This window comes from Nocardia araoensis NBRC 100135 (assembly GCF_000308435.1).
Lineage (GTDB): Bacteria > Actinomycetota > Actinomycetes > Mycobacteriales > Mycobacteriaceae > Nocardia > Nocardia araoensis.
This window is the reverse complement of the sequence record NZ_BAFR01000102.1, coordinates 1-12,206: the sequence shown is the minus strand read 5'-3', so window position 1 is coordinate 12,206 and position 12,206 is coordinate 1. Positions and strand designations below refer to the sequence as shown.

The 12,206-nt window shown below is 68.0% G+C and carries 12 protein-coding genes; 5 read left to right on the top strand and 7 right to left on the bottom strand.

Annotation, left to right across the window (positions count from 1 at the left end):
• The 3 genes from ON21_RS12840 to nuoN form a co-directional block, all read left to right on the top strand.
• Positions 1–1,119: NADH-quinone oxidoreductase subunit L (locus ON21_RS12840; protein ID WP_039798076.1), on the top strand; the 1,119-nt coding region annotated here is incomplete at its 5' end.
• Positions 1,116–2,738 (top strand): NADH-quinone oxidoreductase subunit M, encoded by a 1,623-nt coding sequence (locus tag ON21_RS12835; RefSeq protein WP_086006408.1) that lies wholly within the window; start codon positions 1,116–1,118, stop codon positions 2,736–2,738. The genes ON21_RS12840 and ON21_RS12835, both read left to right, overlap by 4 nt.
• Positions 2,735–4,360 (top strand): NADH-quinone oxidoreductase subunit NuoN, encoded by a 1,626-nt coding sequence (nuoN, locus tag ON21_RS12830; RefSeq protein ID WP_039798072.1) that lies wholly within the window; start codon positions 2,735–2,737, stop codon positions 4,358–4,360. Before ON21_RS12835 ends, nuoN begins: the two co-directional genes overlap by 4 nt.
• A gap of 68 nt (positions 4,361–4,428) precedes the next feature.
• Here the strand turns inward: nuoN and ON21_RS12825 are convergent, their stop codons facing one another.
• The 3 genes from ON21_RS12825 to ON21_RS12815 are packed head-to-tail and all read right to left on the bottom strand — an operon-like array spanning position 4,429 to position 6,094.
• A complete protein-coding gene (locus tag ON21_RS12825) occupies positions 4,429–5,256 on the bottom strand; it encodes a helix-turn-helix domain-containing protein (protein WP_245562573.1) in 828 nt (275 codons plus the stop codon).
• A gap of 5 nt (positions 5,257–5,261) precedes the next feature.
• Positions 5,262–5,810: a DUF6879 family protein gene (locus ON21_RS12820; protein WP_039798070.1), complete on the bottom strand. Its 549-nt coding sequence runs from the start codon at positions 5,808–5,810 to the stop codon at positions 5,262–5,264.
• Positions 5,810–6,094: a hypothetical protein gene (locus ON21_RS12815; RefSeq protein WP_157170821.1), complete on the bottom strand. Its 285-nt coding sequence runs from the start codon at positions 6,092–6,094 to the stop codon at positions 5,810–5,812. Before ON21_RS12815 ends, ON21_RS12820 begins: the two co-directional genes overlap by 1 nt.
• A gap of 200 nt (positions 6,095–6,294) precedes the next feature.
• Here ON21_RS12815 and ON21_RS12810 point away from each other — a divergent pair, with 200 nt between their 5' ends.
• A complete protein-coding gene (locus tag ON21_RS12810) occupies positions 6,295–6,537 on the top strand; it encodes a GntR family transcriptional regulator (RefSeq protein WP_157170820.1) in 243 nt (80 codons plus the stop codon).
• 34 nt (positions 6,538–6,571) lie between these two features.
• On the opposite strand, the gene ON21_RS12805 is transcribed toward ON21_RS12810, so the two are convergent.
• From ON21_RS12805 to ON21_RS12790, 4 genes are all read right to left on the bottom strand, one after another.
• On the bottom strand, positions 6,572–7,402 hold the full coding sequence (locus ON21_RS12805; protein ID WP_039798068.1) for an alpha/beta fold hydrolase: 831 nt from the start codon (positions 7,400–7,402) through the stop codon (positions 6,572–6,574).
• 97 nt (positions 7,403–7,499) lie between these two features.
• Positions 7,500–8,321, bottom strand: coding sequence for a YceI family protein (locus ON21_RS12800; protein ID WP_039798067.1), 822 nt, complete (start codon positions 8,319–8,321; stop codon positions 7,500–7,502).
• Positions 8,318–10,912, bottom strand: coding sequence for an MFS transporter (locus tag ON21_RS40805; RefSeq protein WP_083880575.1), 2,595 nt, complete (start codon positions 10,910–10,912; stop codon positions 8,318–8,320). The genes ON21_RS12800 and ON21_RS40805 overlap by 4 nt, the downstream gene beginning before the upstream one ends.
• Positions 10,905–11,402 (bottom strand): MarR family winged helix-turn-helix transcriptional regulator, encoded by a 498-nt coding sequence (locus ON21_RS12790; RefSeq protein ID WP_039798066.1) that lies wholly within the window; start codon positions 11,400–11,402, stop codon positions 10,905–10,907. The genes ON21_RS40805 and ON21_RS12790 overlap by 8 nt, the downstream gene beginning before the upstream one ends.
• Positions 11,403–11,626: 224 nt before the next feature.
• Between ON21_RS12790 and ON21_RS12785 the strand changes: the two genes are divergently transcribed.
• Positions 11,627–12,206, top strand: a 580-nt coding sequence (locus ON21_RS12785) for a TetR/AcrR family transcriptional regulator (RefSeq protein ID WP_306307698.1), incomplete at its 3' end; no start/stop codon positions are given.

Below are 12,206 nucleotides of genomic sequence, written 5' to 3'. Positions count from 1 at the left end.
ACCATGGTCACCGCGGGCGTGTACCTGATCGCGCGCTCCAACGCGATCTTCGACCTCGCACCGAACGCGCGCCTCGGCGTCGTGCTGGTCGGCGCGGTCACCCTGCTGTTCGGCGCGATCATCGGCTGCGCGAAGGACGACATCAAGAAGGCGCTCGCCGCCTCCACCATGAGCCAGATCGGCTACATGGTGCTGGCCGCCGGACTCGGCCCCGCCGGATACGCCTTCGCCATCATGCATCTGCTCACCCACGGATTCTTCAAGGCCGGGTTGTTCCTCGGGGCCGGCTCGGTGATGCACGCGATGAACGACGAGACCGACATGCGCCGCTACGGCGGACTGCGCACCCTGCTGCCGATCACCTACGTCACCTTCGGCCTCGGCTACCTCGCCATCATCGGGGTTCCGCCGTTCGCCGGATTCTTCTCCAAGGACCGGATCATCGAGGCGGCGTTCAATCAAGGCGGTCTCGGTGGGGTCGCGCTGGGATTGGTCACACTGCTGGGCGCGGGACTGACCGCGTTCTACATGACACGGGTCATGCTGATGACGTTCTTCGGCGAACGGCGCTGGAAACCGGACACCCACCCGCACGAAGCCCCCGCGGTGATGACCGGGCCGATGATCCTGCTCGCCGTCGGCTCGATCGGAGCGGGCGCGGTGTTCGTCTTCGGCTCCGCACTGCAGAACTGGCTCGAACCGGTCGTTGGCGCCCACCACGGCACCGAAACCGTTCCCGCGGCGCTGGTCACGATCCTGGCGCTGGGCGTGGTCGCCGTCGGGGTCTGGGTGGCCTACTCGCAGTACGCGCAGCGTGAGGTCCCCGAGACCGCACCCGAAGCGGTGTCCGCGCTCACCGTCGCGGCGCGCCGCGACCTGTACGGCGACACGGTCAACGAGGCCGCGTTCATGCGGCCGGGACAGTACCTGACCCGGGCGCTGGTCTTCCTCGACAACCGCGGCATCGACGGCGTCGTCAACGGCACCGCGGCGCTGATCGGCGGGTTGTCCGCACGCGCCCGGCGAGTGCAGTCCGGGTTCGTGCGCTCCTATGCCCTGTCCATGTTCACCGGCGCGGCCCTGGTGGCCGCCGCCCTGCTGGCGGTGAGGTTGTGGTGAGCGAGTTCCCCTGGTTGACGGCGCTGTGGCTGGCGCCGGTCGTCGGCGCGGCGATCGTCCTGACCCTGCCCGCCGCGCGCCGCACCCTCGCGCGCGCGGTGGCACTGGGCTTCTCGGTGCTCGCGCTCGGTATCGGCATCGGGCTGGCGGTGCGCTTCGATCCCGGCGGCGCGCAATTCCAGTTCGTCGAATCCCATCAGTGGATCCCGGCGTTCGGCGCCGGTTACACCCTCGGACTTGACGGCATCGCACTGGTGCTGGTGCTGCTCACCGCGGCGCTGGTGCCGTTGCTGATCCTGGCGGGCTGGCACGACGAACGCGAAGTCGGCAGCGGCAGGCGGGTGGCCCACACCTACGTCGCGCTCACCCTGCTCGTCGAGGCGATGGTGCTGATCTCCTTCCTCGCCATGGACATCCTGCTGTTCTACGTCTTCTTCGAGGCGATGCTCATCCCGATGTACTTCCTCATCGGCGGGTTCGGGCCGCGCACCGGCGACGCGCTGCTGCGCAGGCAACGCTCCCGCGCGGCGGTGAAGTTCCTGCTGTACAACCTGTTCGGCGGGTTGATCATGCTCGCCGCGGTGATCGGGTTGTACGTACTCACCGCCCGCGAAGGATTGGGCGAAGGCTCCTCGGGCACGTTCGATTTCCGCACCGTGGTCGCCGCCGCCAATGCGGGGCAGCTCGGCGCGGGCCCCGCGGTGCTCAATGCCCTGTTCCTCGGGTTCATGTTCGCCTTCGCGGTCAAGGCGCCGCTGTGGCCGCTGCACACCTGGCTGCCCGACGCCGCCGTCGCCGCCACGCCGTCCAGCGCGGTGCTGATGATGGCGGTGGTCGACAAGGTGGGCACCTTCGGCATGCTGCGCTACTGCCTGCTGCTGTTCCCCGCCGCGTCGGACACCTACGCACCGCTGGTGATCACGCTCGCGGTGATCGGCATCGTCTACGGCGCCCTGCTGGCCATCGGGCAGACCGACGTGATGCGCCTGATCGCCTACACCTCGATCTCCCACTTCGGCTTCATCATCCTGGGCGTCTTCGCCATGACCAGCCAGGGTCAAACCGGCGCGACGCTGTACATGGTCAACCACGGCATTTCCACCGCCGCGCTGTTCCTGGTGGCCGGATTCCTGGTGTCGCGGCGCGGAACCCGGCTCATCGCCGAGTACGGCGGCGTGCAGAAGGTGGCGCCGGTGCTGGCCGGCACGTTCTTCATCGCCGGTCTGGCGACCCTGTCGCTACCCGGCCTCGCCCCGTTCATCAGCGAATTCCTCGTGCTGATCGGCACCTTCACCCGCTACCGGTTCGCCGCCGTGATCGCCGCCAGCGCGCTGGTGCTCGCGGCCCTCTACGTGCTGTGGCTCTATCAGCGGATGATGACCGGACCGGTGAAGAAGGGCAACGAACGGATCTGGGATCTCGCCCCACGTGAACTGGCCGTCGTGATTCCGCTGATCGCCGCGCTGCTGTTCCTCGGCATCTACCCGAAAGTCCTGACCGACTTCATCGATCCCGCGGTGAGCCAGACGCTCACCACCATCGGCCGGAGCGATCCCGCGCCGTCGGTGCCACCGGCGGAAGCGGGATCGGCCCACCATCCCGGAGGTGCCCACAAATGACCGACCTCGCCTCCACCGCGACGCTCGCCGCGAGCGTTCCCGCACCGAGCATCGAATACGGGGCCCTGTCCCCCATGCTCATCGTGTTCGGCGCCGCCGTGCTCGGCGTACTGGCCGAAGCGTTCGTCGCCCGGCGCTACCGCTATGCCACCCATCTGGTGCTGAGCGTGGCGGGCTCGGTCGCCGCGCTGGTCGCCGTGGTGCTGTTGGCGGGCACCGAAACCACCGCTGTCGCCGGTGCGGTCGCGATCGACGGCGTGACCCTGTTCCTGCAGGGCACGATCTCGGTGGTGTCGCTGCTCGGGATCTTGTTCATCGCCGAGCGCGGAGCCGAGCCGCGCCGACGGGCGCGGTCGGGCCCCGGAACCTGGAGCAGGGCCGCCGCCACCCTCGAACACGGTGTGGACGCCTTCACCCCCCAGGCTTCGGCGGTGCCCGGCAGCGCGGCCGAAGCGGCGGCGCTGCGCGCGGGTGTCGCGACCACCGAGGTGTTCCCCCTGACGATGCTCGCCGTCGGCGGCCTGCTGCTGTTCCCGGCGTCCAACGACCTGCTGACCATGTTCGTCGCGCTGGAAGTGCTGTCGCTGCCGCTGTATCTGCTGTGCGGCCTGGCCCGGCGCAAGCGATTGCTCTCCCAGGAAGCGGCGTTGAAGTACTTCCTGCTCGGCGCGTTCTCCTCGGCGTTCTTCCTCTACGGCGTCGCGCTACTGTACGGCCAGGCCGGCACGGTGCGGCTCGGCGGCATCGCCGACGCGATCGCGCAGCATCCGGACAACGCGACGCTGGCGGTCCTCGGGGTCGCGATGCTCGCGGTCGGTCTGCTGTTCAAGATCGGCGCGGTGCCGTTCCAGTCCTGGGTGCCCGACGTCTACCAGGGCGCTCCCACCGCGATCACCGGATTCATGGCCGCGGCCACCAAGATCGCCGCGGTCGGCGCGTTGGTGCGCGTGCTGCAGGTCGCGGTGCCCGGCCTGCGCGACGACTGGCGGCCCATCCTCGCGGCCGTCGCGATCGCGACCATGGCCGTCGGCGCGGTCATGGCGATCACGCAGACCGACGTCAAACGGATGCTCGCGTATTCCTCGGTGGCCCATGCCGGATTCCTGCTCACCGGCCCGGTGGCGGCCAACGATCGCGGTGTCGCGGCGGTGCTGTTCTATCTGCTGGCTTACGGAATCGGCACGCTCGGCGCGTTCGCCGTGGTCAGCCTGGTCCGCGAGCCGGACGGCGACGAGGCCACCGGTCTGCCGCGCTGGGCCGGGCTCGGCCGCCGCTCGCCCTGGCTGGCAATGGTTTTCGCGCTGTTCCTGCTCTCCTTCGCGGGGTTGCCGCTCACCAGCGGCTTCGTCAGCAAGTTCACCGTCTTCGAGGCCGCCGCTTCGGGCGGCGCGACATCGCTGGTCATCATCGGCGTGATCTGCAGCGCCGTCGCGGCGTTCTTCTACCTGCGGGTCATCGTGCTCATGTTCTTCACCGACCCGCCCGCCGACGCGCCGGTGCTGGTCAGCCCGCCCCTGACCACGACGATCGTGGCGATCACCGCGGCGGCCACGTTCGCGCTCGGTGTCTTTCCGCAACCGTTGCTCGACCTCGCCGATCGAGCGGCGACGTTCGTGCGCTGACGAGTCGATCGCCCTGATGCCGCCGCTGGACGACCGCGGCGGCATCGTCGTTGCACGGCTCGACCCGCTCAGGCGCCGCGGCGGCGTTCCAGCGCTTTCGCGATCAGCGCCCGGGCTCGATCGCCGTACTCGGCTTGCTCGGCGAGGATCGCGAAGGTCTTCTCGTGCAGAGCGATCTCCGACGGCCTCGTGATGGTCAGCTCCGCCGAAACCGTCTCCGTCAGCACCTGCGAGCGGTCGTAGATGACGAAGTTCGTCGCGGGCGCGCGGTATTCGGCGCAGATCGGGATGATGCCCAACCGGACGGTCGGGTTGGCCATCACCGCGAGCAGGTGGGCGAGTTGCTCGGCCATGACGGTGGCGTCGCCGACCGTCCGCCAGAGCGCGGCCTGGTTGACCACGAAGTGGAACCGGTGTTTCGCCCGGAAGAGCACTTGCTTGCGGGTCATGCGCGCGGCCACCGCTTCTTCCAGATCGTCGCGCCCGCCGGTCACGGCGATGCAGGCGGTCAGGATCGCCCGCGCGTAGCCCTCGGTTTGCAGCAACCCCGGCAACGTGTCCGGCGCATACCAGCGGATCTGCGTTGTCTGCGCCTCCAGGTGGATCGACTGCCGTTGCCTGCGCGCGTGCCCGGAGGCCACGGTGCGCTGCCATTCCAGGTACATCGACTGCAGATTGCGCGCGTTGGCGACCAGATCGTCCAGTACGGCGGTATTGCCGCAGGCTTCGCACCACGCGGCGAGGTCCGCTTCCGACGGCGTCTGCTTGCCGCCCTCGATCCGGGAGACCTTGCTCGAATGCCAGCCGCACCTCGCGGCCAGCTCCAGGCCGGTCAGGTGGGCAGCGCGACGAAGTTCACGCAGGCGCGCGCCCAGCACCTCGCGTGCGTCCGACACACCGTTCACTCGGGTACGTGCTCACTCTCGCAATATCGTTGATGATCGATGCCCATGGGCCACAGCCGTTCCCGCACCCACAGGTACCGGGCGACCAGCGCCGGGTCGGTGCTGATCGACAGCCCGGTGAACGCTCCGTTCGCGGCGAAGGTGTTGAAGGCCACCGTGTTCGTGTCGAACAGCCAGTAGTCGTCGTGCGGCAGGTCCGCCGGGTCGACCAGATGCCGCGGCAACCAGCGCACCACCTCGCCCGTGGCGATGTTGTCGTCGGTCGCCGACAACAGCCACCGGGTGTAGCCGGTATGCGGGACCGTCACGACTCGTAGTCGTTCGAGTGCCACTCCGCGGCCTGCCGACTCGACCATCAGAGCATCCCAGGCTTTCCACGACTCGGGCTGTTCGTCTCGCTCGTACGCTACTCCGGCATCGAAGCGGCGCAACGCTTCCTGCTCGTCCTCCATCACATACTGATCTCTGACCTCCAAATGGAAAGCGCGGAATCGAGCCGCCCGGAAGAGCGGCTCGAAGCAGCGGTCACCCGCGACGTGCAGCATCAGCGCACCACCACGGCGGTTTCGTGACAGTCGAGGGTCAGCTGGGCGAGCAGTTCGGGGTCGGTGACCGGTTCACCGGCCACCAGCACCGAACCGCAGGTTCCACTCGCCTCCACCCGTAGCCACATACCCGGTTCGAGCCAGTCCAGCAGTTGGTGCGGCACGCGGACCGTGCCCGTGCGATCGGTCGCATCGCCCTGCACCACCAGCACGCCGGTGTCGGTCGCGTACACGGCGGGGCAAGCTCCATGGTCGGATCCGGATCCGAGAAGTCGCAGGTTCATAGCTGATCCTTTGCGAGAGCTGGCGGACGATGTCGTGCAATCGTCCCCACCGGACCCGATGCCGGTCAACGCACTTCGCAAAGTCGCGCAAAATCATGGCGGGGGTATCGGTGTGGCTTCTACCGTCGATTCGGCAACCCAGGGCCGCCGCGCCGATGTCGATCCCGGGCTGCCTTCTCCTCGAGGGAAAGGGCTGCGACATGATGAGACGACCCAGGACTGCCGCCGATTTCGCGGTGCTGGGTGTGCTGGCGCCAGGCGGATTGCTCACCGTCGACCAACTGGCGCAGCAGGCGCGACTGACCGCCTGGTCGGTGCGCAGCGCATTGCTGCGCCTGCAGTCGCGCGGTTTGATCATGGACTGCCAGCACCGCGGCCGCTGGGCCATCACGCCGCGCGGCCGCGGCGAGTGGGCCGCGAAGGGACGCAGATTCACGTTGTGAACCGATTCCGAGCCTGCGCGTCGACTCTGCTGATTCAGGACGCGCGGAGGATTTCGCGCAGCCGGTCGACGAAGGCTCCGGGATCGTCGACGAAGCCGGTGTGTCCGCCGGGGAACAGCGTTGGCGTCAGGTCGAGCGCCGCGGCGAGGGCCCGCGAGGTGCGATCGCAGAATTGCCCGGCGGAGTCGGCGCCGATACCGACGACGAGACGAAGGGGCGCCTGGCGCAGCGCGGGGATGTCGGGCTCCCACATTGTGGTGCCGCGGATCTCGTGGGCGAACCAGTAACGCTCACTGGCCAGTTGCCGCGGGTCACGCTCCGGGCCGAACATCTGCTCGAGCACCGGCTCGGGCATCGCGATGTTCGCGGCCACGAAGAACTTCCGCCAGGCGCCGAGCACGTCGCCTCGGGCATAGGTGGCGACGAGGTCGTCGGTCGCGGCACGGTGCGCGTCTCGGTCGGCGACGAGCGCGTTGATCGGCGGTTCGTGCGCGATGACGGTGGTGACGAGATCAGGACGAGACCGGGCCAAGGCGAGTGCGGTCACCGCACCACCGCTGGAACCGAAGACCACGGCAGGCCCGGCGTCGAGGTGGGCGATCAGTCGAGCGAGGTCGTCGGCGCGCAGTTCCGGCGTCGAGTCCGCTTCGGCGTCCACCAGTGTGGAGTTCTGGTGCCCACGCGGATCGGTGGTGAGCACGGTGTGATCGGCGGCGAGCAGATCGGCCAGTGGCGTGAACGCGGCGGCGGCCATCGGCGCGCCCACCAGCACGGCCAGCGGTCCCGCGCCACGCAGTTCGTAGTACAGGCGCGCACCCGGGACGTCGAGGGTCCGCGCGGTGACCGCGGACGGCAGCTGGGTCATGAGTTCTCCTCGTGCAGTCGGTTCTCGTCTTCGAAATGCAGACGATGTGCACGAACGGAATTCATCGACCCCGAACCCCGTTTTCGGCCGAAGCCGGTTAGATCACGGGTAGCTGCTCGCCTTGCACGACTTCGACGTCGAGGTCGAGTTTGACGGTGGTGCCGACGGCGGCCACTCCCGCGCGTACGACCGCGTTGTAATCGATCGCGAAATCGTTGCGGTGCAGAGTTGTTTCGGCGTGGAACGCAGCACGCACACCACCCCATGGATCCGCGCCGAACCCACCATAGGTCACCTCGAGATCGACCGAGCGACGCTGCCCGTGCAAGGTGAGCTCACCCGGCATCACCCAGGTGTCACCACCGGTACGACGGAACCCGCTGCCGGCGAAGGTGATCAGTGGATAGGTGTCGACATCCAGGAAGTCCGGCGAACGCAAATGATCGTCACGCGCGGAGATACCGGTATCGATACTCGCCGCTTTGATCTCCGCGTGCCCGGTGGACCGTTCGAACGGCTCGGCGATGTCGAGCCGCCCACTCACCTCGGCGAATCGGGCCTTGATGCTGGCTATGCCCAGATGACGCACCGTGGCGATCACCGTCGAATGCACCGGATCGATCGTCCACGGCCCCGGTGGCGGTGCCGCCACCGTCCCGACGACCGGTGCCAGCACCACCTCACCGAGCACGCCTGTCCCTGCCGGGGAGATCCGCACGGTCCGCGCTACGGGCTCGAACCCGGCGGCGGTGAGCACCGCGGTGTGAACACCCGCGGGCAACGGCTCTGTGCCCACCGCACCGGTTTCGTCGACGACCGCACGGGCGATCTGGCGCCCCGTCATATCCGTCACCGTCAATACCGCGTTCGGTACCGGCCACCCCTGCGTGGTGCGAACACGACCGGTCAATCCGCTCATCGACGATCCTCGGTCTCGTAACCGAGCCGCACATCGTAGGCGACCTCGCCGCCGGACACGGTGACCTGCCCCGTCACCGGCGGATAACCACGCGCGACGACGGTGTACTGGCCTTCGGGCAGATCGGTCACGACGTACCGGCCGTTGTCGTCGGTGCGTGCCGTCGCGGTCACCTGCCCCGCGGCGTCGAGCACACTGACCAGCACATCCGGCACCGCTCGGCTGTCCCCCGCCCACGCGGACCCGGTCAGCACCGCCACCGCGGCCAGCTCTATGTCATGACGCAGCACACCGCTTTCCGGCACCGTCAACGTGGTGGCACTGGGACGCATATGCTCCGCGACCGCGACCAACGTATAGACACCTGACACCACACCGCGACAGACGTAGGTGCCGTCCTCGCCCGTGACGGCCGACCCGACCACCTCGCCACGCAAATCGGTCAGCGTGACGGTCGCACCCGACAGCGGCACACCCGGGCCGGCGGTACGGACCACACCCGACAATTCACCGGAACCCACCAAGGTCAGGTCCACCCGCTGGGGCCGCCGGCCGACCGACACATTGACCGCGGTCGGCTGGTGCCCCATCGCCGACACGATCAAAACGTAGTCACCCGTCTCCGGCGCGGTGATCGCATAACCACCATCAGCGGCGCTGTTCGCCCGCGCGACCTGACGGCCACCGTGATCGACCACCGTCAACACCGCACCCGGCACCGGACGACCGTCCTCACGACGGACACGACCACCCAACGCCCCGCCATCGAAGTCCGACCCCGCCAAGCCGCCGGCCGGGAGACCGTTCGGTGACGACGCCGCCACCCGGTACACACGGCCGTTCTGTTCTACCACCGCATGCCGCCCGATCGACGCGGCCTGCACCGGCTCGGGCTCGGAGAACACGCGCTCGGCGCCATCCCAGACTCGGTTGTCGTCCCAGCTCGATTCCGCGAAGGCAGCCAGTTCGGCATCCAGTGCGGCCATGTCATCCGTGACGGTCGGATCGTCCTGCGCGGCAGACTTGTTCGCGGTCGGGTCGAGTGCGGGATCGATGTCGATCGTGCGGCGCAGCGGACGGTTCGGCAGCAGCGCCGCCGCGATGAGGGCGACGACCGTGGCACCCGCGGCGATGAGGAAGATCCGCCCGGTCGCATCGCCGTAGGAGGCGCGCACGATGGTGGCGATGGGTGCGGGCAGGGCGTCCAGGTTCAGGTTGCTGCCGCCGGAGGTGGTGGGGTGGATGCCCAGCCTGGCGAATCCTTGCGCGGACAGCTCGCTGACGCGGGTGGCCAGTACCGACCCGAGTACGGAGACGCCGATGGCGCCGCCGAAGGTGCGGAAGAAGGCGACGCTGCTGGAGGCGGCGCCGATGTTGTGCACGCTGACGGTGTTCTGCACGGCCAGGACCAGGTTTTGCATCATCATGCCGACGCCGAGGCCGACGATGGTGATGTAGGTGCCGACCAGCCACAGGTTGGTGGCGTGGTCGATTGTGGACAGCAGCGCGAATCCGGCCACAAGCAGCGCGGCGCCGGAGACGACGAAGCTCTTCCATTTGCCGCGCCGGGTGATCAGTTGGCCGGAGCCCACCGAGGCGATCAGCATGCCCGCGACCAGCGGGATGGTCAGCACACCCGCGATGGTCGGCGAGTAGCCGCGTGCGGTCTGGAAGTACTGCCCGAGGAAGGTGGTCGCGCCGAACATGCCGACACCGACGGCGATGGAGGCGATGATCGCCAGACCCGTGGTGCGTTCGGTGACGATGGGCAGCGGGATGATCGGCGACTTGGCGCGGGACTCGACCCACACGGTAGCGATCAGCAGCAGCACACCGGCACCGACGTAGAGCGCCGACTCTTCGGAGATCCAGGGGTAGTAGTTCGCCTTCCCGGCGAAGGACACCCAGATCAGCAGCACCGAGACACCGGCGGTCAACAGCGTCGCGCCGAGCCAGTCGATCGACACGCCTTCCTTGCGCTCGGTGGGCAGCCGCAGCGTCCACTGCAACAGCGCCAATGCGATCACGGCGATGGGTACGCAGACGAAGAAGCACCAGCGCCAGCCGAGTGGGCTGTCGACGATGACGCCGCCGAGGATGGGGCCGCCGGACATGGAGACCGCCATGACCGCGCCCATGTAGCCGGAGTAGCGGCCGCGTTCGCGGGGGGCGACGATGGAGCCGATGATCGCGACGACCAAGGCGGTGAGTCCGCCCATGCCGATGCCCTGGACGACGCGCGCGGCCAGTAGCACAGGCACGTTGTGGGCGAGTCCGGCGATGACCGAACCGGCGACGAAGATGACGATGGCGGTTTGGACCAGCAGCTTCTTGTTGAACAGGTCGGCGAATTTGCCCCAGATCGGGGTGGAGGCGGCGTTGGCCAGCAGTGCGGTGGTGATGACCCAGGCGTAGGCGGTCTGCGATCCCTCCAGGTCGCCGATGATCGTGGGCAGCGCGGTCGAGACGATCGTCGTGCTGAGCAGCGCGGTGAACAACGCCGCCAGCAGGCCGGTCATCGCCTCCAGGATTTGACGATGGGTCATCGCGTCCGGATCGCGCCTCGTCCCCGCATCGACTGAATTAGACATCCACTTCCTGACTCTCTGTCGAAACCGGCTCGCTCCCGCCCACCGCGGTGTGGTGCGCGACTGCGGCCAGTGAATTCCTGAGCTTCTGAACAACCACGGTGGCCTGCTCGGCTTCGTCCTCGCTCCAATCGGCGAGAGCGGCCTGCAATCCCCGTGCCCGCGACACCCGGATGCGCCGCAGCAGATCCCGTCCTTGATCGGTGATCTCGATGAGGGTGGCCCGGCCATCGCTGGGATCGGCATGGCGGGCGATGTCGCCGGAATTCACCAACTCGGCGACCTGCCTGCTCAGCGTCGATGGGCTGATGCAAAGGTCCAGGGCCAGATCCACCTGCCTGCATCGCCCCCTGGCCTCGAGGGTGCCCAGCACGCCGACACCCCCCGGCAGCAGGTGCCCTTCTTCCGAATGGGACAGGGCAGCGCGGATCGCACGGCCCATGAAATAGAGCTCGGTTATCAGGCTCCGAGCCGCATCAGGTGAAACTGCCATGCCTACTCCCAGCACACGATTAGTTGCTTGTGCTACGCAACTATAGTCTACTTACTTGCGCTAAGCAAGTAACCGCACAGAAGGTATCGGCGTCGGCGAATCGGCGCGCGCGGACAAGCTGCTGGTCGGCGTCGGCCGGGGCGCAGCGCGGAGCGCCTTCGCGATTGCCAAACCTAGGATGATTAGGTAATAAATAAGTAGGCCAAGTTTTTGGAGGTGTGCGCATGATGGCCCGAGCGGGACTGACCGCAGAGCGGATCACACGGGCCGCGGCCGATCTCGCCGACGAAATCGGTCTGGAGAACGTCACCATGTCAGCGGTGGCCAAGAAGTTCGGCGTCCAGGACGCCAGCCTGTACTCGCACGTCAAGAATCTGCGAGATCTCCGGGCGCGGGTATCCGTTCTGGCGGCCACGGAGAAGACCGAACTGATCGCGGCCGCGGTGGCCGGTCGCGCCGGACGTGATGCGCTCGCCGCCTACGCCCACGCCTGGCGCGACTACGCGCTGCGCTACCCCGGCCGCTACGCCGCGACCCAGCTTCCGTTCGATCCCGAAGTGGCGCGCACCGCGACCGGCGCGCTGCGCGCCGTCGATCTGACCTACGGCATGCTGCGCGCCTATGGTCTGGCCGAACCCGACCGAACCGACGCGGTCCGATTGCTGCGCAGCACCTTCCACGGATACAGCGTGCTGGAGGCTACCGGCGGCTTCGGGCACACACGCTCCACCGCCGAGTCATGGGAACGCATCATCGACGCCCTGCACGTCGCCCTCGAGCAGTGGCCGACCGACAAGAAGGAAT